The organism is Paenarthrobacter nitroguajacolicus, from assembly GCF_029952445.1.
Lineage (GTDB): Bacteria > Actinomycetota > Actinomycetes > Actinomycetales > Micrococcaceae > Arthrobacter > Arthrobacter nitroguajacolicus_B.
Genome location: NZ_JAQPPK010000020.1, coordinates 46,355 through 68,650, shown reverse-complemented (window position 1 = coordinate 68,650; position 22,296 = coordinate 46,355). Strand labels below are relative to the sequence as shown.

Sequence of the window (22,296 nt, the reverse complement as noted above, 5' to 3'; positions counted from 1 at the left end):
AGCAACCAGCTTCCCGGGAGTTTGTCAGGGAGCGTAGCTACGCTGAGTCTCGTCCTCATGATTCCCCCAAGATTCCAGGACGCACGTGCAGAGGAGGAGACCCATAGGGTCTCCTCCTCCGTTTGTTGGATAGCGGCCAACACTGCAAGTATGACCGGTACGAGCCGAACCGCACCTCATACTTCCGGGGCCGTTGTTGCGGACGCTGTTGACGCGGGTGCTAACGATCCGAGGCGTCAGGGTCGGTTCCGGCAAAGAGTCCAGCAGGTGCCGGACGTCTGCTTTGTCGGTCAGATCAGGGTCGAGCCATTCCGCGAAGCGCTCTTTCGGGATGATGACCGGAGAACGATCGTGCACGTATCCCAGTGCATCCTGCGTCGTTGTGGTCAGCACCGTGCAGCTCAGCATCCACCGCTCCGGGTCGTCTTCAGGAAGCTCAGGATCGGGCCAAAACTCATACAGGCCCGCGAACCCCAGCAACGGCTCCTTCTCGGAGAACAGATAGTTCGGGATCTTCTTTCCATCCTCAGTCTTCTGCCACTCGTAGTACCCCTCGGCTGGCACGATAGCCCTGCGCTTGAGCGCGGCGGACCGGAAGGACGACTTCTCCAAGATTGATTCGCTCCGGGCATTTATCAGCCTCCGAACTGCGCCGCGATCCTCCGTCGGAGCAGTGACTGATTAAATCAGCCACTGCCTTTGACGCAGCCGCGCGGCGGCCGGACAGCTTCAACAATTTCATACACCACGGACGCTGGGTCCTCATGGGTCCAGAAGCGAAGAACGGTCCATCCGGCAGTTGCAAGGAGCTCCGTCGTCTCGCAGTCTCGTTTTCGATTCCGGGAAACCTTCGCGCTCCAGTAGGTGACGTTGGAACCCGGCGGACGGTAGTGAGCCGGGCAACCGTGCCAGAAGCACCCATCGATGAAGACGGCGACACGCGCACGAGTGAAGACCACATCAGCGGTTCGGCGAAGGCTGGGCAGTGGCCGAAAGTTCACTCTGTAACGCAAACCCTTCGCATGAAGAAGGTGCCGAACAGCCAACTCAGGTTTGGTGTCCCGGGAGCGGTTACCCTGCATAGCTTTCCTTGTAGCAGACGTGGTTCCGGAGGAGTTTTCCACGTTGCCAATTTATGACAGTTTCTGTGTTCTGATCCAACTTCTTCGAGGTAAGCAAAGACACGGGATCGGGCAGGCTGAAAATTCGCGTTCGGCCTCCTCTCGGAAGTAGCGTTAGGCCCATGAATCACGTCCACTCCCTCCCTCCTCTTTCCCGCGCACCGCTGCGCGCGGCGGAGTTTTTCGCTGGCATTGGCCTCGTACGTGCAGGCCTTGAATCTGCAGGCTTTGAAATCGTCTGGGCCAATGACTACGAGCCTGCGAAGAAGGAGATGTACGAGGGCAATTTCGGGACCGACCACGACTTTGCTTTGGGTGATGTGGCTGAGGTCAACAGTTCCCACCTTCCGGAGGACCTGGATTTCGCGTGGGCCAGCTTCCCGTGCACTGATTTGTCCCTGGCTGGGGACCGGCGAGGACTCGCAGGGAAGCAATCAGGAACGTTCTTCCACTTCACCCGCATTCTGGCCGAGCTTGGGGACAAGAAGCCCCGGGTAATCGCATTAGAGAACGTCAACGGTTTGGCGACGTCCCATGGCGGCGACGACATGGCAGCCCTTGTCAGGGAACTCAACAGTCTTGGCTACAGCGTGGATGTCCTGGCCCTGGACGGCCGGAGATTCGTCCCGCAGTCAAGGCCAAGGATTTTTGTGGTCGGCAGCATGGACGTTCCGAACGAAGACCCCGAAGAAGTGTCCACTTTGCGGCCTGAATGGCTGCAAGGCGTATTTCAGGATGAAACTTTGGTGACTCACCGCGCAGCTCTCCCGGAGCCACCTGCCATGTTGACTGTCGGCCTATCAGACGTGATAGAGACAATGGGTCCGCGGGACATCCGTTGGTGGGAACTGGATCGCAAAGAGAGGTTCCTCGACTCTCTCTCTCCCGTGCAAAGTGGACGTCTGGAAGCTATGAAATCTTCTGGGCTCGTGACGTACCGGACGGCGTACCGACGCACACGCGCCGGTGTGCCTGTATGGGAGATCCGCGCCGATGAGATTTCCGGCTGCCTGCGCACCGCGAGGGGCGGCTCTTCCAAGCAGGCAGTTGTAATGGCCGGCCAGGGTCGGATCGCTGTCCGCTGGATGACACCCCTCGAATACGCGCGCCTCATGGGAGCCCCCGATTACAACCTGAACGGCCTGCGCGACAGCCAAATACTTTTCGGCTTCGGAGACGCCGTTGTAGTTCCGGCCGTTCAGTGGGTCGGGGACAACTACCTGGCTCCTCTGATCCGGGGAGAACTCTCACAGCCTGCCCGTCTGGAACGGGTGGCTGGTTAGTGTCCTCGCGCGGTGATGCAACGCTGCCCGGAACTGGGCCAGCAGCTCCCATTGAATCTCTCCCGGCTGAAGATGTTCGTCAGTTCCGGACCGAGCTCAAGAGTTTCATGGAAAGCCTAGACGGGGACGGACGCAAGATAGGCACGGCCAAGTACGGCATCTACGCGTTCTACGACTACGACGGCGAGCCAATCTATGTCGGCCAAACGCGTGAAAAGCTCTCTGGGCGGGTTGGCCGGCATCTGACCAACCAAAGAACCGATGCCGTGGCCATGCGCGTCCTGGACCCCCTGGAGGTCGCGGCCGTGGAAGTGTGGCCTCTCTGGGAATTCGATGAGATGGCCCGCCATGCGACTACCAAGGAAGAGAAGAAGGAGCTCGCGCGCCTTCTCGATGCTTACGAGTACTCCGCCTACCTGAAGGCAATCAAGGACAGCCGCTTCAAAGCGATTCTCAACGAGAAGATCCCCCCTGTCTCCGAAGCGGTCCCCCTCCCTCCGTCGTTCAAGGCGTCGTTGGTCACGGAGCTTCACCGGGTCGAAAGAGGTCACGCCGACATTCGCATCGCGCGCCGGGCCGAAACGGTCTCACGATTGGCCGACGTCGTCCGAGAGCGCGGACAAGTCACTGTTGGGCTCCGACGGGTTTTAGTCGTGCAGGCTGTCCGGCTCGCCTTCCTGTCTGCCCAGCGTCTTGCCGTTGCTGAAGGGCGTCCAATGCCAACGCCTGACTCCATCAATGTCAGCCAACTGGTTGGTTCCGTGCTCGTCGAGGCCCCAGACGCCGGTGAAGACGATGCCCTATAACTGTTCAGGGATCAGGTCATCGGCGACGGCTAACATCCATTCCCCGTCGCCAAAACGGATCTCATACAGCGCTTCCCCGGCGGGGCTCAAACCTTGGAAATTCGCCTCAAAGTAGGGCCATCCATCGCGTGTCCGTGCCACAGCGTCCCGTGTCTTGATCGCCCTAAAGGTGCCAAGCGCTGCAGATTTACTCATCGCTGCCAACCCACAACCTCCAGTTTTTGTGAAAGGCCAGCCAAGACCTTTGGTGCTTGGGTTACATCCCACGCGCGCCCTAACACTAGGAAGCAGAGTCCTTCGGGACCAGCGCGGAAAGGATCCGTTGAACCTTGCCCACGGATTCTGAATTCCGGAGGTATTCGTCATAGGACTGACGCGCATTTAGCAAAAGTTCGTCGTACATGACCACGCGGGTCTGGATGGGCCGCAACTGATCGTTGCTGGTTTGCCTGCCCTGGTAGTCGGCCCAGTCCCTGAGCTCGCGACCTACGACGCAGACAATGGCGTGGGGCTCGTTTCCCTTGCCGGCATTGTCGAGCCAGTGCATAAGAGCGCTGCGATACTTCTTCACTTGAGCACTTAGTGTCTCTGTATCTGTGGTGACGCCAGCCCGCTTGAGTTCGATGATCACATGCTGACCTGAGGTCTTCTGGTACCTGATGTCATAGCGGGATTTCTTTTCTTCATCTGAAAGCTTGTCCGAGATCTCCGCGAATGCTTTCTGCATGGAAACCTCCATGCTAGGCGCCGCCGCACGCTCCCAGCCTGGGTCCAGAAGCCACAAGTGCTCGAACAAGTGCTCCTGGAGGAAGCGTTCCTTTTCGTTGTCATCTACGAGCTGTTGAAGCTTGTCGATGATGGCCAACCTGGAAGCAACAATCTTGTGATACAAAGCAGCTTCCAAGTCCGCGCTGGTTATCAGGACGCTGCCGAGGGCTTGGAGATCCTGTGCCGAGACGTTTTCCAAGGCATCGAGGTTGTCTTTCTGCCGCATGATCTCAAACGCCAAAACCCCTTGAGCGAAAACTTCGTTCCGCGCTTCTGGCGAGAGACCAAGCTGGTTGATTTTCCCGAAGAGTCGCTGAGCCTTCGACTTTGTGTCCTTCCCAAGCGTGAGGAACCACTCCTGGATCTCCGGGATTTCCAACGCAGTCTTTGCGCCCTCCTCATTCCGAAGAGTCGTCCATTGCCGCTTGATGTGTTTGATCTCCGTACCGATGAATTCCCGAAGCATCCGGTAGCGCTCGTCGTCTTGGACAATGCTCTGCCGCGAGCTCGTCGCGATGTCCACTTGGTCATCCTCGTCAAGGAAGTCTGCGTGTATTTCTCCAAAAAGGTAACTCTTGAAGATCCCGACTTCATTGAACTGGTCCAAGATATCTTCCTGGGCCAGCTTGCCTCTGATCATCAGCGGAACTTTGTTCAGGTGATCTTCCCCGGCGGAGTCGCGCAGGGTTGTAGTGTCCAGGGCGGTCCCGATGTAGCCTCGGACAATCTTGCCTGGTCCGATCGTGCCTATTCGTCCTTCCAAGCGAGGACTATGCTTCAGGCCGTCTTTGATGGATTTATGGTCGGTTTCTTCTCCGTAAGTCCAGAGATACTGCGCCTTGCTCGTCAGGTCCCTGTCTTCTACAGAAATGGGTTCGCCTCCGATCGTCACCGCAAAGCCGTGTTGGGCTCCTATGACGCTAAAGCGCCTTGCAAGGCGCCGGCGCAAATGAGAAGCCGTCCGATTGATGCTCTTCTTCAGCCCCGTGAGAGTGATCCGAGTGCCACGAATGAAGTCAATACTGTCGGTGGGCATAACCTTGGGATAGTAAGGTTTCGACTGGCTAGGGTCTTCACCGCCGATTTGAGCATTTATCTGCTCGAGCTCCATCAACAAAGAGCTCTTCTGCCCATCTTTCACGGTTTCCACGAGGATCTCGGTAGCGACGCTGAAGAGAGCCAGCTTGCCGATGCCCTTCCGTCCCATGACGGGCCGGCCGGACGGTGAGGTGGCTGAGTCTTTGTTTTCCCGGCGCTGGTACCCAACCCTCAGGAATTTTGAGTTGACATCGGCTGCGGTCATGCCAATGCCGTCATCCTGAACCACAATTTTTTGCTTATCGACGTCCAACTGAATAGTCACCAGCTGAGCGTCGGCATCCCAGGCATTGGCGACCGTCTCGGAGAGAACCGCAGGGTGGTTGCTGTAAAGGTTGATCCCAAGATGGTTGAGCACGTTCAAGCTCATGCTCATCTCAAACGGGTGGCTGCTCATACGTTTCTCCAAAACTAAGGGCCTGTGCGACTTCCAACTCTATGTGACCCAGCACCCGCAATCTTGAAAACCGCCGCCCGGCAACAACTCTTGAGTTTGTGGGAGTCCCGCTTTCTTGGAAGTGGGACACCACCCTTGGAACGCTCCCCACCCATCCGAATCCGCGAGATCCTGCGAAACATATCCGTCCCGTATGTAGTCCCAAAAGTCATGCAACAAATTCCTGTCACAGAAACAACGTTGGCACAGCAGGCGTGTGAACGTGTGTGAACGTATCAGCTAGTGCGGAAAATCCGAGCGCCCTACAGGCGAAGCGGCGCTTGCCCGCCGCCGGGCAGACCATTACAACACCTTGACCAGAAGCGTGTGGGCGGTCGCCATGATCCGAACCGTCTTCCCCCAATGACCGGGAAGCTCGCACAGCTGCTTCGTCAGGTGTTCTACAGCCTCGCGATAGTCCAAGTCGTCCTTCATCCGCTCTGCGTGCCGGCCCAGGCTCAACTTAGCCCCGTCGGCCAGCCCGCGAAGTCTAAGCCACCGATCGTCGGGAACCTCAATTGCGTCGTCATTGCGGAACGTCATGCCTCATTAACCTCCTACTTACCTACTACAACACCCTGTCGTAGCCCAGATCAGCCAGTCTGCCACGCCCGGCCTCAGTACGCAAGGCTACAACTTGATATGATTCCAAAGCTTGTCGGACCCTGTCGGCATTTGGTGTATGCTCGAGGGTATGAGTCAAGTTGACGAGATCTGGTTGGTCGCCGGTGGCGAGCCCGGAGCTGAACGATTCGGGCAGCTCGTGCAGCTCCTCCGGAAGGAGAAGCGCCTGTCGGTCGAGGAGTTGGCCACCCAGGCCGACCTCTCGGTCGGGACCATCCGGGCGATCGAGCAAGGCCGACGTGCCCCGTCCGAGGAGTCCGGTGTCCGGCTCCTCCAGTTGCTCCTGCCCCTGGGGTCGCTGTCGAAGGAGAAGGCGATGAGCCTCGACGGCGAACAGATCCGCATCGATTACTCCTTCATCGACCCTCAGTCCGGGACGCGGGTCCTGCTGCAGTTCAGGGCCAAGACCGCGGGTGACAACCGCCGCTGGTCCATTGACAAGCCGCGTGCCGGCGAATCGAAGGCTGAGGCGTTCATACGCGAACTGTGGAGTGACCCCAAGCGCAGGGCAGAATGGCAGGAAACCTTCAGTGAGGGGATACGGCCGACACTTGCGGCACTGGCTGACTTGCGATCGTGGGCAGCAGCTCCTGCTAGCGACGCTGCCTTCGGCAGGGTCATGCGTCGGCTCGCCACAACCAACGGGCTCCGCATGGAGCTCCTCGAAAACCTGCTGGCCCTGTGGCACCGGGTGGAGAGTGACACTGCCGGCGAGTGGGAGCGCAGTCTCGCCTCACAAATGGATACGCTCCTCGCCGGGTACTACAAGTTCCCAGACGACGACGTTCCGCTGACGACGGAGTAGCCAATCCAGAGCGGTCCTCCGCCGCGCAGTCACGCCGTACATTGCCAGCCCCCATCGCCGTCTTTGTGTCGATCGCCGGCCCTGCCAGGCTCCGAAAGTCGATGCCCCGCCCCCAAGGCCCCTGAGAGTCTCCAAGTCCATGGTGTCCAGATACAGCTGAGCTAGGACGGACGGTCCTTGCCCCGGCTGGGCACCCAAGGTCCACGAAAACCTTCCCAGCCGAAAAATGACGGCACCCCAAACGCAAACGATAAAGCTGGAGTGGCTTGTGAAGAAGTGAAATATCCAACGCCAAGGCCAGCGGTGTCCTCTAACTAACGCTCGCAAGACGCCGGATGAGGTATCGGGCCGGGCAACTGAAGTGCAAGGACTCACCGTGTATCAGTTGCCGTGTACGCGCCAGGGTAACGGCTTCCTCCCCTCGTGAGACACCTACACCCTATCCAGTCGGCGCACTAGATACTCCACCCTTGGCGGGTCCTTCGACGGCATCCTGATCGACCGGCCTTCGTATGGACTCAGGTAAGCAAACAGCTCCTCGTCGAGAGCAATTTTCGTTCCGTCTATATGCACCGTGTAGTCGGTGCTAACGGTAAGGAAGCCAGTGTCAAAGGCCCGGTCCACCAAAGTCGAAAGGCAGATGCCGTTTGAGGGATCCAGTCGGATCGACTCATCCTCGCTCCACGGCACGATGTGCGACGCAATAAGGAATGCCGGCGTTGTTATACCGGTGATTGCGCACTGGTTGCCATAGTTGCTCTTGACTTGATCCGCGAAGGCACGTTGGGCGCTGCCGCGCGTTTTCGCCTGAACAGAACGGTCTGGCACCGCGAACTCGCGTCGCCTAATCTGCACTTTAAATACTTCGACCTCGTCACGGTCAACATCGGACGCCTCAGCTCCGGAATCATCGCCTCGCGTAGGCGCCTCGACCTGGAGGATGTACTCGAGAAGTTCGGCGGGGACCCTCTGACGCCCAGGCACATTCCCTCTCAACCCATGCTCCCGAAGTAACCTCAGCTCCAGCTGTCCTCTGGCTACATCGTCGAAAACGTCTCTCTTCTTGAGGCGCATCCAGTTGCGCTCCGTGAGACGTCTGCTCCTTTCTGCCGGGTCTCGCCAGTAGGCCCCGTCGTCTATGAGTTGAGAAGGTGGCACCTGAACCGCAGTGACAACACACTTATGGGTGATCGCCGCTATCGGACCTGTTGTGTAGAGATAGACGTCGTCTCCAACGGCAATGTGCGCGTTGTCGGCCTCGCTCCAGTTCACCTCGGGAATGTCTCGAAACGCCGCCTCACTGTCGAAAGTGCGTCTGTTCGAGGGAATGATCCATGCAGTGCTCATTAGTTGATATGTCCCGTTCGTCCGCCCATGAGTTGACCTTAGCGGTCGCGGACCCTTCGTGATGCGCCACAATGCGGGCAGACCAGCGCTTGGTTGAACAAGGGCAGGGCAGAGTCTGTTCGTTCAGAACGGCGGTTAGATTGAAACTCAAGTCACTGTTCTACGGCGCCCACCGCAGCAACCCCAGGCAGTTATCTAGGGTCCTGGGTTTCGAGCACCGCCAGCACCTGTCCTGCTGCATCCAGATGATGTACGACCACCCCCACGGCATTTCGTGCCGTGCCATGCAGTTGCTCAACATCACGCGCCAGCGTGAGGAGATCATCCACCATCAAATACCCAAGCCCGTCCTGCACGTCCAACAGCAGGCGGTAAAGCTCCAACGCTCCGACTCCAGCCTGTCCCACTTGGGGATCCCACATGTCTTTACTGACCATTGGAGATTCCAAGCCGCACGCTAATGGATCCTCTGCCGGACGTTGGTGCCGCTCAGCGAGAAGGTTAGGCGAAGGACTCAGGGACTGGACCCAAGAGAGGTTGCGTATCCGCAGCATTGCGATAGGACGGCTCCCAGGGCAATCGTCCGGTGGAGTCACTCCAGATTGCTTGGAGGGCCTCTACTTTGCCATACACGTCTGCCACCGCCGTCAGTCCTGCGATGTTTTCTGAAGCAATGAAAGCGATGGGGGCGGGCGGTTCTGTGTGGTCTGTCGTGATGCTTCCCGGGCTGAAGCGCCTACCTGCTTTCACCTCTTCACCCATGAGGTTTAGAAAAGCTTGAGCCACCTCGAACGGCAGCCCCTCCATGACAATCTCCGGATGCTTCATGGCAGTCAAGCCAACGGTGTATGAAAAGGCGGGCTCATCACTCGCGCAGACATGACGTACCGCCCACCCGTGTTCTTCGATCAACGACAGCAGTTGATTGAAGACGGGGTCATTGCTGTCCCTAGGTTTCACGAACTCAATCTAGCAACGCCGTGGGAGCTGTGTCGCCAATCGTCAGCGGTGTCTATCCCCTGCACCCCCGGATGGGGATCCCTTACGTTCCCTCGCTCGGAAACCCCTCCCCCGCTGCTACTGAGACGCTTCACGCGGAGACGACTAAATGAGACCCCCTGGTGTGCGGAGATCCTGGGTATCTGGCTAGTCGGCCGCAGATGCAGCAATGCCTCAGGAAGCATTAGCTTTTCGAGACAGTGGCTTACTTCTCAATGCTTCCTGCTGGTGAGTGCGAGAACCGCCGACGCTCCCTAGCAAAGCCCGCTCAACGCGCGGCCACGTTGCGTGGCGTCTCTCGGTCCGGCCCTGAAGATTGCACTCCACTAAACCCAAAGGACCGCTGACATCCTGAACGCCCCGGAATGATGGTGCCAGAATGTCAGAGCCTGCTCGTAGCCTTCACTCATGACGAAGATGAAGAAAACTTGCCCACTTTGCCACGGTCGAGCAGGACAACCTGAACCCGGATGGTGGATGTGTGACGACTGCGGAGGTTTTTGGCCAGTCGGTAAAAGCCCCGTAGCCATGATGCGAGCCGCCAGGAGTCGGGAAGCGGGCAGCTCAAGGCCGAGAACAAAACTGCGACCGTCGTAGGTTGGGGTGTCCACCTGGAGGGTGATCATGTGCCTCAATAGCGCGATCCGCGGAATCTCGAAGTCCAATATTCGAAGATGCTGGCCTTTAGTCAGAAACGCTCCCCACGTCTCTTGACCACTTTTTAGTACCCGGACATGGGTTCTGACCGAGCCCCGAACCCCGTTTTCAGATTTCGGGAACGCTGGACTGGAGTGGTCACTAATGGTCGTTTGCGCCGTTTTCCTCCTCACGGTACGAGTTATACGCCTTCCAAAGGGCTAGTGACTGCCCGTGCTGTCGCCACGAAGTTCCGCACAGCTATTAAAGTGATAGCAAATCGATAGTGTTTGGATGGTTTCTATTCGTAGCTATCCCTAACTTGCTCAAGCCCTATCCTCAAGGCCCGCAAAGCCATTGGATGCTTTTTCCTGCCTTCAAGCGTGGCGACTGCAGACAGAAGCTCAACGAGGTCAAGATCGTTGTCGAACCGGAGCAACATCGTCCTTGGATGCTCTTTGTCCCTCATATCACCGAGTTCGGGAGTGACGCTGGGTCGAATGGGCGTGACGCGATCACTCTGAGCAGCCGGTGTCACAAGAAGTGGCTCAGCTGCATTGCCAAAGGCCTCAATTGCGGCATCGCGATCTCGCTCAGATGCCGATCGTTTCTTTAGTGCCATCAGCCGATCAACTCCTCTACCAATCCTCGTATTTCACGGGCGGCCTTAGGATTTTTCCATTCAACGACCCCTAGGCCCTCTCCTACTACATCGCGATAGGCCTTGCGCTCATAGAGCACGGTGGTCAGCGGCTCGATACTTGGGTAATCCGCTAGGTATTCCCGGGCATCAGCGCTTTCGGATTCGAAGGCATTGGTCGATACACGAGTCAATGCTCCGCGAACGCGTAGGGACGGATTGAAGTCCCTGGCAGTTTCGATGAGCCGATCCACCGTTTCCAACGTATCGAGATCGAACTGGCTGGATTGCGTCAATATCAACAACTGGTGCGCCGCCGTCATGGCTGTCCGCATCTCCTTGCTGTCCTTACCAGCGACGTCGACCAGCACGACGTCATAGCTCGAATCGAGTTCTCGAAGCGTCTCATGGAGGCTGCCCAACTTCTCCACAACGAAAATGCGTGGCTCATGCCCAGCCTCTTCGCGATCCACCGCCCAGCGCGCCGTAGACCGCTGGCGGTCCCCGTCCACCACGGCTACTCGAAGCCCACGCTTGGCGAGTTCCACGGCTAGGTTGGTGACGACAGTGGACTTCCCCACGCCGCCTTTTTCGCTTCCCACGACAATGATCATGGTCCTCAGGCTAGCGGAACGAGAGTATCAAACTACTAGCGACACGCTATTAGTTTGATATCACTTGCAAAGTGATATCAAACTAGTATCTATCGCATAGTTCTCGCCCCTACCGCATGGAGTCTTGAAAGTTGACGATACTACTACGATATCAATTCAATACTACTTTAATATTGCTATCAAGGCAGTATCAGTCTGATATTGATTGACTACACCGACGACTGTTGCCCGGCCTCGGCCGTCATTGCCAGCGAAGGCTAGGGACAGCGGCCGCCAGGGTCGCCAGTCAAGATGAAACTATTCTGATACTAGTTTGATATCACCCAAATACTGTTTTGATAGTAGTTTCAAATTGCTATCAAATGAGCCCAATATGACCGACACCTCCGGGCGCTGAGTCAGCTCAGGTTCGAAGAATTTCGCGAATGCTTCCAAGGTTGATATCAACCCAAAATCAAAGTGACAGCACTCGAAGTGAGGCCTGCTTGTCAGGATTCCCTGACATACTTAGCGGCGATACTTTGCTCAGAAGACGCCGATACGGGGCTGTTAGGGGACTATGCGCTGGGACATGTTGGACGGAATCCACGAAGGATGGTTGGGAGCGGTGGTCCCCGATGGTCGCATCTCCACTGACATAAGAGAAGGAGGAGTTCGTGTTGAAGGATTCACAGGGGATCAACGACGTCATCCTTTGATGCCTAATCACGAAATTGTCCCTGATGACCTGGTCATAGGTTGGCGTGCGGTATGTGCATGCGGCTGGGTAGGCGCTCTCTGGAATCGCGCTCCGACGCCCAAAGACGCGAATCCATCGAAGCGACAAGCGTTCGTGCCCTTTCTTGGTGACGCTGTGCCATCAGTCAGTGTCGAGGAGGCCCTACGCCAAGAGTGGTCGGCGCACGCCGTGCCTGCTGCCGCAATTTCTGAATTGGAATCGGCATATCAGGCCCTGAAGAGAGCTGAGTCCAGAGTTAACAGAGGAGTCGAGTCCGCCCGTTCAGCAGGCGTTTCCTGGGCCCGTATAGGTATCACCCAAAACATGAGCAGGCAATCCGCCCACGAACGATGGAATTCCTAATACAAGCTGCCACAAGATACGTTGCCACACAATGTGAGCATTGCATCCTTAAGCTGCAGTGTGCCACAGGGTGAAGTTCTCGTCTGGTGGGACCCAATGTTCGTCGCATTCTGCGTCGTAGAGGTTGGTTTCGTTGATTTCGGTGTCGCGAAAGCGGTCAAGGTGGGCATGCCAAATGGCGCGTTCGCGGCGGTTCCGGGCGATGTGTTCAAGGTAATCGTCCAGGACGCCGAGACGGGCGGCGAGCATGCGCAGGTTGACGGAGGTCGTTTTCCACACTCGTCCGTGACGTTGAAGCATACCGACGCTTTCCATTTCAGCCAGGGCACTTGAGCAGGCGTTGCGGCTGATCCCAGTCGTGCGGACGAGATCCGCGGTAGTCGCGGAACTACGGCCGCGTTCGATCGCCTCGTACACCAAGGCCGTGGCGTCTCCCAACGCCCGGAAGACCGGCCTAATGGCATAGATTTTGCCTTTCCGCCAGGTCAGTTCCCGAGCCAGTTGCTGGTACTGCTCAGGGAGCTGGATCAGGTACACGTCAGCGGCTTTGTAGTGTGCGTCCGCGATCTTAGTAAGGATCCCGTCCGAGGCGCCGGCGAGGATGGGCAGGAGCCTGGCGATGGTGACGTGGTGTTTTCCCATGGCGGCGGCCAGGGTACGGCAGCCGACGTCGAGGATGTCCGTTTCTTTGGCCCTCATGTACCCCAAGAGTCCACGGATGAGCAGGCGGAGGCTGAGGCCTTGCCGGCCTTTGGATTGCAGTCTGTGGTCCAAGACCGCGTAGAGGACATTTTCCAGATCATTCACGAGCTGCGAGGAACCAGCGCTGCTTCTTTCGCCCGCCCCCCCTGTGGTTAATGTTTGGCTTGTGTTGTTAATAAGTGCACTCTTTTTCCCGTGTTTTCCGGGGAGTGATTTCTGTGAAGCCTTGTTGGTGAAGGTCTGGGCTTTGACCCATTCAACGGGCAGCAGTCGTCTCTGGCGCTCCGGGGATCCGTAGAGGGCGGCCAGCCCGGGGAACTGGCCGCCAAGTTCCTTTTCGACCTGGTTGAGAGTCCATCCGCAGGCGCTGAAGTGATTCAGGACGGCCATCCTGGCCTCGGACGGGCTTTTGTACCGGGCTGTGTCGTACAACCCGGTACGGGCGGCCCGGCGCAGGGGTGCCTCTCCGCTCGAAGTCAGAGGAAGGGCCGGCAGGGTGCCGACGCGCTGTGCGGCAACTGTCTTGGCGGAGCGGGTCTTCAGAGCGCGTTTCCGCGCCAGCTCCGGTGCCAGGGCAGCCCGCAGTTCGACCACCGTGGATGAACGGTTTCGGCGGCGCAGGATGTCATACGCACGGGAGAGGGGAGTGATCAAGGTTTGGTGACCACCAGATTTATGCAACGACCCGGGCACACGGATGCACCCGTCCGTGACGTTCTGGTGCGGACTCGGGTCCAAACTTGTGGCCGTCAACGCCAGGGCTTCGACCAATTCCCTAGCCTCGGTCGCGCCCACACGTTCCGCTAGAGGCACATACAGGTGCCGGCCGCCGCTGGGGGAGAAGTCCTCCACAAACGTCATTCCACACGCCGACAACAATCGGCCCACCCGGGCAGCGTCCGCATCAACAACGCCCTTCAGGGCCTTGGACGTATCAAAGTCCAGGCACAACGTCGCAACACTGCCATCCACTCCGTGCACAGCAACCGCGGCAGGCCGCTCTGGCAACGACCGTGTGATTTTCGGCGCATTCGCCGGCCGCGGATACTGAAACTTCTGGCCAATCCAGCGCCCCAAACGGTACGACGGCGCACCAGCAATCAACGGAGCAAGGCTCCAAGCCTGCTCAGGGGACGATACTGACACGACACTCGGTTGTGGGTGCGTTGACGCCAAAACAGCATCCGGTACCATAGACAACAACAGCCTCTCTTTGAGGGGTATGGAAAATCCACCCACCGGGGTGGGTGTTCTATAAGTTCAGATCTGATCCCGCCAAGAACTGGATCTGAACAGATACTTAGATGAAGGCCCGCCTAGTGCGGGCCTTCAGTTTTTAACTAGCCTTTGCAATAGGCAAAGTCTCCTGTGTGTGCTCGGACCGAAATTTTTCCAGATCGATGGAGTCGATGTGGGCAGCAACAAGGGGGGTTAGATAGTCCACCGCGTTGCAGTCAAGAATGTCTAGGATGTCACGCAGTTTTTCGGCGCGAGTGATGTCCGGTTTGACGTTGAATGTATGCCGTGGGCCCTTAGACGGGCGTCCACCCTGTGCGAGCTTTCGGAGTGCCATAGAGCTATCTAATCGGTTTTTGTTATCGAAACCCCAGATGTCTGCGGGCGTGTCGCATCCGTTCTTTGACAGAGCTTGCCCGGCTCGGCCTCTGAGGCATGATCTTTGCTGTCGCAGAGAAAGTTTGTTCTCGGTTCGTATGAGTCCGTTACGCAGCTAGTCGACGACCCAAGAAGTCCTATCAAGGTCGGGTATGTCGGAAGAGCCGCAGCCAGGTGTCGTTCATATGTCTGCGGATGCGACCTGCCGCCGCACCTGGAGTCGCTGACTAAAATCTGCGGGAGTGGAGCGTATCGGCCATGCAGTCGAAGGGGCCTTTCGATTCGGCCTCGGATTGCGTAGTTAGGATGTGACATATGTTCTTTGTTCCCCTCACGTACTCCTGATCATGATTGAAAATACTTAAGCATGCTCAACCTGCATCCTATTGCATCATCTGTCCGGTTTGCAGAACGGCATTTGGGCCACTTCGGGAGATTTGCCGCATTGGCCATGGATAGACGGCGGGCTACCCGACGAGTCTCCGCTTTCACGCGCGCGGTGGAACTGCCTTCGCCTCTAAGTCTGGACAAGCTCATACGATTTGTTGAGCTGGCCACGGAGAGACCCATTCAACTCTCCCGAAGGGATGACCTGCTTGATGTGGACATGTCAGGTTTCTGGCATGAGGGCGAGGACGTGAACCGCTTGCTCCATGTGGGCGACCGGTCAGAATTCGCCGGTGAGATGAATATCCTGCATGAAATCTCACACGTTCTGCTCCAACACGATCCGGAGCCCATGTCGGGGGAGGAACTAGCAGTTGTGTTCCCGGACCTAGACCCGCGGAAGGTTCTTCACGGCTGGAGACACACCAAACTGCGTACCGGGATCGAAGCAGAGGCTGAGCTGCTAGCGGACCACCTCTACGCGCAGATCCGCTCGGGCAAGAGAGAAGACGAGATTCTGGGTTTCGGGGATGTAATAGGTTGACCCTCGCTGATGTTGTGCTGGCCATTTCCGCCGTTGTGCTTCTGATGTCGTCCGTGGCGATGTACCTTTCCAGGGGTCGCCGGATACACGGTTCGTGGATCTACGGCAGCTTTTTTGGCTCTCTGACGGCAATCTTCCTTGTCGAGCCGATCTATTATGCGGTGGATGCAGCGATAGGAGGTACTAACTATCTCGCTCTGGTGCAGCGGGCGTTCCTGACAGCGACTCTGATGTCAATGCACATAGGCATATGGAGGGCAATGGCCCCTTCGCAACTAGGGCGTCAGGTCATTTTCGCCTGGGTCATAGCAGCGACCAGCTTTGGGGGCCAGGTAGTCCTGTTTATTCAGGCGGCTCCGTCGATTAGCAGTTCGGGTATGCGCCAGTACGAGAGCAATCCGTTGGTCGCCGTCTATAGCCTTCTGATGCTTGCGCACCTTGCCACCGTGGCCTTTTCAGCAATGCGTCTAAGTGTCCGCTACAGCCGGCGTCTAAAGTCTCTGCGACGGCGCCGGTCGCTGACATTCGTAGCTATCGGCTCGGGCTTTGCTCTGACCGTCGCGCTGATCCACGCCACAATGACCTTGACCGACTTGGTTGGATCCCCTCCGGAGTTCCTAGGAACGCTGGAAAGGATCTTCACAGCCAGTTCCGCTTTTGTCTTCGCCTTGGCAATTGGGATCCCCACGTTTCCTCGATGGATCGACTCAGCCAGGAGGGGTTTTACCGCCCGGCGGGTGCTATGGGGTCTCTGTCCCCTGTGGGGCAAGTTGCAGCCCGAAATTGATCAATATGTCATCTGGCCCTACCGTGGCCGGCTGATGGAAATGATGAGCCGTGACCCTGCCATGCGGATACATCGGAGGATCGTTGAGATGAGAGATTGTTTTGAATCGGATGCAACCATGGAAGGTAGACTCTCTCAAGCCGAACTGGCCAAGATTCGAACGATGGAAGTTAATGCACATGCTTGACCAGCAAACCCCTTCAGAGCGCACCGCAGAGGCTGTCGGTCGAGTTCTCCACCCTGGCGTCATGCTTTTGGTCGCCGCAGTCGCGACGGCCATCTCAGCGCCAGCGTCCGTCCCTGCGTTGACGGCCACCTTGGCTGCCCTCGGAGTGGTAATCGTTCTCGGGGTGTTTGTCTTCCCCGCACTTGGAAAGAGCCTGGGGTGGCCGGAAGACCGCCGGAAGACCTTGAGCTTCGCGGCCTGCGCGGGTGTTCTGGCTGTCGGTCTAGTTGTTTCAGCCCTACTCGGGGCGCCCGCCCTGCTTATTGCCAATGGCATCGCCTTTGTCGTAGGGGCAACTCTCATTGCGCTGGGCCGGTGGCGGTGGAACATTTCTGTGCATACTGCAATCTTCACCGGCATCGTGCTGGGCCTCGGGACGTCACTATCTCCACTGTGGTTCGCGGCTTTGGTTGCTCTTCCTATCCTCATCTGGTCAAGAGCGGCTTCGAAGCGTCAAAGCATTGCTCAGTCCCTATGGGGAAGCGCCATTGGCGTCGTGGCATGGCTCGCGTACCTGCTTAGCCTGTCGTTGCTCGGAGCGTAGCGATGTCGCCCAACCTCAACGAAGCGCGGGATGCGTGGCGTCAGACATTATCGGAGCGTCTGAATCTCTTGCTCGATGTGATGGTAGCCAGTGGGGGAGAGCCCTACGAGTTTGAAGACATCCGGCGTGGCCTGGAACAGCAAGGAGTGACTCTCTCTCGTTCGAGGTGGCTCTATATGCGGGACGGCACCGGAGCGACGGTGACTGACGAACGACTACTCACGGCTTTGGCCAACTTCTTCGGCGTGAACCCCGCGTACCTCAACGACTTTGATACAGAGATCCCGGAACGTATTGAGAAGCAGCTCAAGTCGTTGAAGACTCTCCGTGAGAAGAGAGTGAAGAAGTTTGCTGCTCGCAGCCTAAAGGGTGTCTCACCTGAGAAGTTCCAAGCGATAGCTCGAATCCTGGACGAAGACGACTAAACGTCCTCGCCACAAATTAGTTTGAGCATGCGTTTTATGTCTTGAGCATGATCAAGGTAGGCTGGCCGCGTGTTTACTTTCCAGCAAATTGTCGTACCCTCGCAGCTCAAGTTCAGGCGATGGAACGCGGGTGGATGCCCTAATGGCAGTGAGTGTGCGATTGCACGGCATATATCCCCGGGCCGATCTTCACCAAAATCAAGGGCGCGTCCGGGGATGAACACCCACCGGGTCGCCTCTTCAGCGCCGACCATGTAAAGCCCTGGGGTGCGGACGTGCGGCAATATAGTCGCGGGCGGCGACGGTCGTCTACCTGCCGTCCAGATACTTGGCGTAGTCCGCCAGCGCTTTATCTCGGGCGGCCTTGTTCAAGGTGTAGATGACGCGCTGGCCATGCCGCTGCTCGCCGGCATCCGATGCGACAATTCCCTGCTCTTCCAGGTCCTGAAGGTGCCTGAAGATGGTCTGGTATGTCGCGGAAAGCTCGCGCGTTATCTGCCCGGAGGTGACCCCCTCGGGGTGGAGTGCCAGGTGCCGAACGATAGCCGCACGCACCTGGTTCATCCCGAACGCGCTCATCGCCGCTTCGGCCTGAGGTTGAACGGCAGTGAGGGGCTTTGCGTATCGGGGCACTTGCTTATTTTGCCGCATCTAATCACAACCGGATAATACACTAACATTTAATGTTAGACTTGCCGGTGAAGGGTTCACGCCTCATTGAGAACGTATGACAAGCGATTCCGCGGGATTAACTGGACAATTCGTGCTGACAATCGACTGGACTAACAATCCTGTCGGTGAGTGGCCGTAGATGTGGAAGCAATGCCCGTTGGGGGAGGGACAGGTTTTGAAGAACATGCTGCCGTTCGGCAAACCGCCGCTGGATGCCTTGCCGTGTGCCCGCTCAGGGGCCCGCCAGTGACAGCCCGGAAGGTTATCAGCGGGGAGGTCATCGACTCGCTTGGATGCGGGACTTCTGGTTCCTTTGTAGTCGTAGACGGGGCCGCTCGTGATGCAGCGTAAGTCGTTGGGTTTGATGGCCCTCGTTGTCATTCCCGGCATATTCTTTGGGCTGGTCTTCTCGGTCATCCTCCTGCTGGTGCCCGCGAAACCTGCTGCGGCTGATTGCGGTCCGGTGTCTGTTGTCGTTGATGGCAACGCGAAAGTTGATGGGTACACGGCGGAGCAGTTGAAGAACGCCGCTGCTGTCATGGGGGCCGGGAAGGCTCTGAACCTCTCAGTGAAGGGCCAGACCATCAGCATCATGGTGGCCCTGGGGGAGTCCGGTTTGCGTGTGCTGGACTACGGCGACGGCCCCGGCCCGGACTCCCGCGGGTTGTTCCAGCAGCGCGACAACGGCGCGTGGGGCTCCTACACGGACCGCATGGACCCGACCATCAGTGCCACGAACTTCGTCAAGGCACTCCAGGCCGTCCCGGGTTGGGAGCTGCTGGAACCGACCATTGCCGGGAACAAGGTCCAGCGCAACGCGGACCCGTACCACTATCAGAAGTACTGGCCCGAAGCGGTCAAGATCGTCCAGGCACTCTCGGACGGCAAAGTCGGTGTTGACGCTGGTAGCTGCGGGATCCCGGGCAAGTCCGGCGCGGGGGATGACTACCCGTGGAAGGACTCTCCGACCTGGTTGCAGGTAGGAGCTAACGAGGCCAGCACCTCACCGCTGAACCTCTACTACCGCGAGTGCGTGGATTTTGCCTTGTGGCGGGTCAACCAGCAGATGGGATCCACGAGCGCACCGTTCAAGTTCCTCAACGGGACCTTCCGTCCGGACGGTCAGCGGCTTGGTTCTGCGGTGACGTGGAAGGCCGGCTGGGACGCCAAGGGTTGGCCCACCGGCAAGACACCCCGGGTCGGCGCCGTGGTCTGGTACGCACCGGGCACCGGGGGAGCGGACCCGACCTTCGGCCACGTGGCCGTCGTCAAGGAAGTCAAGGACGACGGGACCTACGTCGAAGAGGGCTACAACGGCAACCCGCCCCCGGATGACCACAACTACTACACCCGCACTGTCAGCAGCAGTGTTCCGTCCGCGTTCCTGTACCTGCCCGGCTTGGAGGCAAAGAAGTGAAAAAACCCTCTCTTGTTCTTATTGCGGTGGCACTGTTGTGTGCTGGTTGTGCCCCGGCCTCGAACACCACGCCAGCACCGGCAGAAACGACGGCCACGCCCTCGGCTCCGGTCTCACTCAGTGCCAGCAGCGGTCCGCAGGCACCGGGCGGGACCGTCCCTCCCACCATCGGCATCTCCTGGGATCAAGCCAGCAAGGATCAGGCCCTGGACGTCGCGCAGAAGGCCATGGCCGACTTCGCCCGCCCGACCCTGGGTGACCAGCAGTGGGCCAACGACCTTGCACGCTGGCTCACCCCGCAGGCCACCGCTGATTACTCAGCGGTGGACCCGGCCAACATCCCAGCCAACCGCGTCACCGGCCCGGCCACGCTGACCGTCGATGAAACCAACGGCTACGGCGTCATTGCCACTGTCCCGACCAACGCCGGGACCTACACGCTGCAGCTGCTCCGCACAGGCAAGGACGCGCCGTGGAAGGTCAACCGGCTCACACCACCAACGTCCTAAGCGCCACGCCCCTCCATCTCACACACGTAAAGGAAGAAAATTCATGGGTACTACACCAACCGAGGTCTTGGCCTTTCCCAACATCAAGGCCATCGTCCGCGACAACGGCACCGCTGAGGTCGTCGTTGCCGGTAACTCCCGCGTCGTCCCCGACGGGGACTCCCTGCAGGACCTCCGCAACAACGCACTCGCCCTCGTCGTAGGCGAAGCGCAGACTCTGCAGCGCCCGGTGCGGGTCCTGATCGAGGATCCCGAAGGACACGGCGAACTGATCGTCCACCCGGACAACAAGATCGAATCCGTCTCCTACGAACCCCGCCCCGCCCGCCGCCGTGCGCAGGCACCGGAAACCACGCCCGAGACCGCAGCACCGGCCATCATCGAGACCGTCCCCGTGGCCGCTCCTGAACCGGTAGCCGCACCCGTACAGCCTGCCCCCGTCGAAGAAACAGCACCGGCAGTGGAGGCCCAGCCGTGGCCGCCCACCCACGTGGTGGCCGAAGCACACACGGACCTTTCGACCGCGCCCGAGGCCACCATCCCGACCGGGCAGCGGATCCCCGACGCAGAAGCACCGCAGGCAGCCGCGACCGCGACGGAAGTACCGGCGACTCGGCGCAGCCTGAAGGAAACCTCCTTCCTGGTCAGCGCACCGGTACTGGAACCCGCCACACAGGGCTGGCGGGGAGCGCTCACCCGGCTCGGATTCCGCATGGACCCCTCACAGGAGGAGCTGTCCGAACGCGAAGATATCCGCACCGTGTCCCAGCACTGGCCCGGCCCCCGGACCATCGCCGTGGTCAACCGCAAGGGCGGGGCCAACAAGACCCCCACCGTCGTGATGCTCTCGGCAATTCTCGCCCGCTACAGCGGCGCGGCCACCGTCGCGTGGGACAACAACGAATCCCAAGGCACGCTGGGCTGGCGCACGGAAAAGGGTGCGCATAACCGCAGCGTCCTGGACCTGATCGATTCCTCCACGGAACTGCTCTCTCCGTCCACGAATGCTGCTGAGATCGCTAAGTTCGTGCACCACCAAACGGCTGACAAGTTCGACGTGCTGCGCTCGGATGAGAACGAAGAAGGCGACCACGAGGTCACCGCTGAGGAAGTCGACATCGCCCACCAGGTACTGACCCGCTACTACCGGTTGGTGGTCATGGACTCCGGCAACACCGCCCGCGCCGCGAACTGGCGTCGCATGATCGACCACACCAACCAGCTCGTCGTTCCCGTCACCGCCATCGAGGACCGGGCCGAAGCCGCGAGGCTGACGCTGCAAACCCTCGAATCCCGTGGTGGCCACGACGCTGAACTGGCACGGAACGCCGTCGTGATCGTCTCCGAATCCACCGACGCCAAGCGCAGCATGACCGGTGACGCACTCAAACGGGCAAAGGCCGAAGCCCAGCGGATCGCTGACGGGTTTGAACCTTTCGTCCGCGCCGTCGTCCGGATCCCCTACGATCCCGCCCTGGTCAACGGCCCCATCCGCTACGAAGCTCTCCAACCCGCAACCCAGCGGGCGTGGCTGGCCGCCGCGGCCGCCGTCGCCAAAGGCTTCTAACCCATTCCACATCGACTCAAAGAGAGGAGGAAACATGCAACTGTCACTGAACCCCTGGATCACCACCCCGGCTGAGAAAGTCGAAGTGGAAATATCGGATGTGCACGTCCCGCCGGCTGCCGTGATCAGCACACCACTCAAAGGCATGATCGAACCTGACACCGCAGATCGCCTGGCAAGCCGCACCATGTCCGGTGCCGCAGCGTTGTGGGTTGTCGGCAGCCACGGCGGTGCTGGTGAGAGCCGCACCGCTGACCTGCTCGACGGGGCACGCCCCACCGGGCACTGCTGGCCCGTCCTGCAGGACGGGTCCAAGCCTCGCGTGCTGCTGGTCTGCCGGGCTGACATGCACGGCCTGACGACCGCTCAAAGCGCTCTGACCCAGTGGGCCTCGGGAGCCGCTCCCGATGTGGAGCTGCTCGGTCTCGCTGTCCTCGCGGACGCACCGGGAAAAACACCCAAAGCTCTCCGGGACTTCACGGCCATCGTCGGCGGGGGAGCGCCCCGCCTCTGGACCCTTCCCTGGGTCGAGGCATGGCGGCACGGAGACTCCATCACCACACCAACGGCCCGCGAATATCAACGCTTCATCACCGACGTAACCACCCTGGTTACCGAAACCAACCCAAGCACCAACCACTGAA

General features: G+C 58.9%; 21 protein-coding genes and 1 pseudogene. 11 read left to right on the top strand and 11 right to left on the bottom strand.

What is annotated here, in order from left to right; all coding sequences use genetic code 11:
* Nucleotides 1-24 precede the first annotated feature (24 nt).
* Both PJL15_RS15360 and PJL15_RS15355 read right to left on the bottom strand, forming a co-directional pair.
* Nucleotides 25-642, bottom strand: a pseudogene (locus PJL15_RS15360) (SOS response-associated peptidase); the annotation flags it as partial.
* Between the two features lie 44 nt (nt 643-686).
* Nucleotides 687-1,124, bottom strand: coding sequence for a very short patch repair endonuclease (locus PJL15_RS15355; protein WP_281452013.1), 438 nt, complete (start codon nt 1,122-1,124; stop codon nt 687-689).
* Nucleotides 1,125-1,243: 119 nt separating this feature from the next.
* Here PJL15_RS15355 and PJL15_RS15350 point away from each other — a divergent pair, with 119 nt between their 5' ends.
* Both PJL15_RS15350 and PJL15_RS15345 read left to right on the top strand, forming a co-directional pair.
* A complete protein-coding gene (locus tag PJL15_RS15350) occupies nt 1,244-2,404 on the top strand; it encodes a DNA cytosine methyltransferase (protein ID WP_281452012.1) in 1,161 nt (386 codons plus the stop codon).
* 107 nt (nt 2,405-2,511) lie between these two features.
* A complete protein-coding gene (locus PJL15_RS15345) occupies nt 2,512-3,210 on the top strand; it encodes a GIY-YIG nuclease family protein (protein WP_281452011.1) in 699 nt (232 codons plus the stop codon).
* 280 nt (nt 3,211-3,490) lie between these two features.
* On the opposite strand, the gene PJL15_RS15340 is transcribed toward PJL15_RS15345, so the two are convergent.
* The gene (locus tag PJL15_RS15340) at nt 3,491-5,473 is read right to left on the bottom strand and encodes a BbrUII/HgiDII family restriction enzyme (RefSeq protein WP_281452010.1); all 1,983 of its coding nucleotides are present in this window, start codon (nt 5,471-5,473) and stop codon (nt 3,491-3,493) included.
* Between the two features lie 342 nt (nt 5,474-5,815).
* Complete coding sequence (locus PJL15_RS15335) at nt 5,816-6,055, bottom strand: hypothetical protein (RefSeq protein WP_281452009.1); 240 nt, start codon at nt 6,053-6,055, stop codon at nt 5,816-5,818.
* Between the two features lie 151 nt (nt 6,056-6,206).
* On the opposite strand from PJL15_RS15335, the gene PJL15_RS15330 reads away from it, so the two are divergent.
* Nucleotides 6,207-6,941: a helix-turn-helix domain-containing protein gene (locus tag PJL15_RS15330; RefSeq protein WP_281452008.1), complete on the top strand. Its 735-nt coding sequence runs from the start codon at nt 6,207-6,209 to the stop codon at nt 6,939-6,941.
* Nucleotides 6,942-7,373: 432 nt separating this feature from the next.
* Here PJL15_RS15330 and PJL15_RS15325 read toward each other — a convergent pair whose 3' ends face one another.
* The 6 genes from PJL15_RS15325 to PJL15_RS15300 form a co-directional block, all read right to left on the bottom strand.
* Entirely contained in the window at nt 7,374-8,288 is a 915-nt protein-coding gene (locus PJL15_RS15325; RefSeq protein WP_281452007.1) for an HNH endonuclease, read from the bottom strand.
* Nucleotides 8,289-8,479: 191 nt separating this feature from the next.
* Nucleotides 8,480-8,725: a hypothetical protein gene (locus tag PJL15_RS15320; RefSeq protein ID WP_281452006.1), complete on the bottom strand. Its 246-nt coding sequence runs from the start codon at nt 8,723-8,725 to the stop codon at nt 8,480-8,482.
* Nucleotides 8,726-8,789: 64 nt separating this feature from the next.
* Nucleotides 8,790-9,248, bottom strand: coding sequence for a DUF4262 domain-containing protein (locus PJL15_RS15315; RefSeq protein ID WP_281452005.1), 459 nt, complete (start codon nt 9,246-9,248; stop codon nt 8,790-8,792).
* A gap of 976 nt (nt 9,249-10,224) precedes the next feature.
* Nucleotides 10,225-10,545: a hypothetical protein gene (locus tag PJL15_RS15310; protein WP_281452004.1), complete on the bottom strand. Its 321-nt coding sequence runs from the start codon at nt 10,543-10,545 to the stop codon at nt 10,225-10,227.
* Nucleotides 10,545-11,177 (bottom strand): AAA family ATPase, encoded by a 633-nt coding sequence (locus PJL15_RS15305; RefSeq protein WP_281452003.1) that lies wholly within the window; start codon nt 11,175-11,177, stop codon nt 10,545-10,547. The genes PJL15_RS15310 and PJL15_RS15305 overlap by 1 nt, the downstream gene beginning before the upstream one ends.
* Nucleotides 11,178-12,306: 1,129 nt before the next feature.
* A complete protein-coding gene (locus PJL15_RS15300; RefSeq protein ID WP_281452002.1) occupies nt 12,307-13,968 on the bottom strand; it encodes a hypothetical protein in 1,662 nt (553 codons plus the stop codon).
* A 1,105-nt stretch (nt 13,969-15,073) separates the two neighbouring features.
* On the opposite strand from PJL15_RS15300, the gene PJL15_RS15295 reads away from it, so the two are divergent.
* From PJL15_RS15295 to PJL15_RS15280, 4 genes are read left to right on the top strand one after another with little or no spacing between them, the layout of a single operon-like run.
* Nucleotides 15,074-15,505, top strand: a complete 432-nt coding sequence (locus PJL15_RS15295; RefSeq protein WP_281452001.1) for a hypothetical protein — start codon at nt 15,074-15,076, stop codon at nt 15,503-15,505.
* Nucleotides 15,502-16,479, top strand: coding sequence for a hypothetical protein (locus PJL15_RS15290; RefSeq protein WP_281452000.1), 978 nt, complete (start codon nt 15,502-15,504; stop codon nt 16,477-16,479). Before PJL15_RS15295 ends, PJL15_RS15290 begins: the two co-directional genes overlap by 4 nt.
* Nucleotides 16,472-17,062 (top strand): hypothetical protein, encoded by a 591-nt coding sequence (locus PJL15_RS15285; RefSeq protein ID WP_281451999.1) that lies wholly within the window; start codon nt 16,472-16,474, stop codon nt 17,060-17,062. The genes PJL15_RS15290 and PJL15_RS15285 overlap by 8 nt, the downstream gene beginning before the upstream one ends.
* A 2-nt stretch (nt 17,063-17,064) precedes the next feature.
* A complete protein-coding gene (locus PJL15_RS15280) occupies nt 17,065-17,487 on the top strand; it encodes a hypothetical protein (protein WP_281451998.1) in 423 nt (140 codons plus the stop codon).
* A 309-nt stretch (nt 17,488-17,796) separates the two neighbouring features.
* Here PJL15_RS15280 and PJL15_RS15275 read toward each other — a convergent pair whose 3' ends face one another.
* Nucleotides 17,797-18,120: an ArsR/SmtB family transcription factor gene (locus PJL15_RS15275; protein ID WP_281451997.1), complete on the bottom strand. Its 324-nt coding sequence runs from the start codon at nt 18,118-18,120 to the stop codon at nt 17,797-17,799.
* A gap of 379 nt (nt 18,121-18,499) precedes the next feature.
* Between PJL15_RS15275 and PJL15_RS15270 the strand changes: the two genes are divergently transcribed.
* From PJL15_RS15270 to PJL15_RS15255, 4 genes are read left to right on the top strand one after another with little or no spacing between them, the layout of a single operon-like run.
* Nucleotides 18,500-19,576, top strand: coding sequence for a CHAP domain-containing protein (locus tag PJL15_RS15270; RefSeq protein WP_281452035.1), 1,077 nt, complete (start codon nt 18,500-18,502; stop codon nt 19,574-19,576).
* Nucleotides 19,573-20,085, top strand: coding sequence for a hypothetical protein (locus tag PJL15_RS15265; RefSeq protein ID WP_281451996.1), 513 nt, complete (start codon nt 19,573-19,575; stop codon nt 20,083-20,085). The genes PJL15_RS15270 and PJL15_RS15265 overlap by 4 nt, the downstream gene beginning before the upstream one ends.
* Before the next feature lie 43 nt (nt 20,086-20,128).
* Nucleotides 20,129-21,652 carry a chromosome partitioning protein ParA gene (locus PJL15_RS15260; protein WP_281451995.1) on the top strand — a complete coding sequence of 508 codons (1,524 nt, stop codon included), beginning with the start codon at nt 20,129-20,131 and terminating at the stop codon, nt 21,650-21,652.
* Between the two features lie 34 nt (nt 21,653-21,686).
* On the top strand, nt 21,687-22,295 hold the full coding sequence (locus tag PJL15_RS15255; RefSeq protein WP_281451994.1) for a DUF6668 family protein: 609 nt from the start codon (nt 21,687-21,689) through the stop codon (nt 22,293-22,295).
* Nucleotide 22,296 lies beyond the last annotated feature (1 nt).

What these genes read in the sequence shown, in the direction of transcription:
- PJL15_RS15330 (WP_281452008.1), top strand. Translation starts at nt 6,207, where the DNA reads ATGAGTCAAGTTGACGAGATCTGGTTGGTCGCCGGTGGCGAGCCCGGA.
- PJL15_RS15340 (WP_281452010.1), bottom strand. Translation starts at nt 5,473, where the DNA reads ATGAGCAGCCACCCGTTTGAGATGAGCATGAGCTTGAACGTGCTCAAC.
- PJL15_RS15310 (WP_281452004.1), bottom strand. Translation starts at nt 10,545, where the DNA reads ATGGCACTAAAGAAACGATCGGCATCTGAGCGAGATCGCGATGCCGCA.
- PJL15_RS15270 (WP_281452035.1), top strand. Translation starts at nt 18,500, where the DNA reads ATGCAGCGTAAGTCGTTGGGTTTGATGGCCCTCGTTGTCATTCCCGGC.
- PJL15_RS15335 (WP_281452009.1), bottom strand. Translation starts at nt 6,055, where the DNA reads ATGACGTTCCGCAATGACGACGCAATTGAGGTTCCCGACGATCGGTGG.
- PJL15_RS15320 (WP_281452006.1), bottom strand. Translation starts at nt 8,725, where the DNA reads ATGGTCAGTAAAGACATGTGGGATCCCCAAGTGGGACAGGCTGGAGTC.
- PJL15_RS15285 (WP_281451999.1), top strand. Translation starts at nt 16,472, where the DNA reads ATGCTTGACCAGCAAACCCCTTCAGAGCGCACCGCAGAGGCTGTCGGT.
- PJL15_RS15260 (WP_281451995.1), top strand. Translation starts at nt 20,129, where the DNA reads ATGGGTACTACACCAACCGAGGTCTTGGCCTTTCCCAACATCAAGGCC.
- PJL15_RS15325 (WP_281452007.1), bottom strand. Translation starts at nt 8,288, where the DNA reads ATGAGCACTGCATGGATCATTCCCTCGAACAGACGCACTTTCGACAGT.
- PJL15_RS15350 (WP_281452012.1), top strand. Translation starts at nt 1,244, where the DNA reads ATGAATCACGTCCACTCCCTCCCTCCTCTTTCCCGCGCACCGCTGCGC.
- PJL15_RS15345 (WP_281452011.1), top strand. Translation starts at nt 2,512, where the DNA reads ATGGAAAGCCTAGACGGGGACGGACGCAAGATAGGCACGGCCAAGTAC.
- PJL15_RS15255 (WP_281451994.1), top strand. Translation starts at nt 21,687, where the DNA reads ATGCAACTGTCACTGAACCCCTGGATCACCACCCCGGCTGAGAAAGTC.
- PJL15_RS15280 (WP_281451998.1), top strand. Translation starts at nt 17,065, where the DNA reads ATGTCGCCCAACCTCAACGAAGCGCGGGATGCGTGGCGTCAGACATTA.
- PJL15_RS15305 (WP_281452003.1), bottom strand. Translation starts at nt 11,177, where the DNA reads ATGATCATTGTCGTGGGAAGCGAAAAAGGCGGCGTGGGGAAGTCCACT.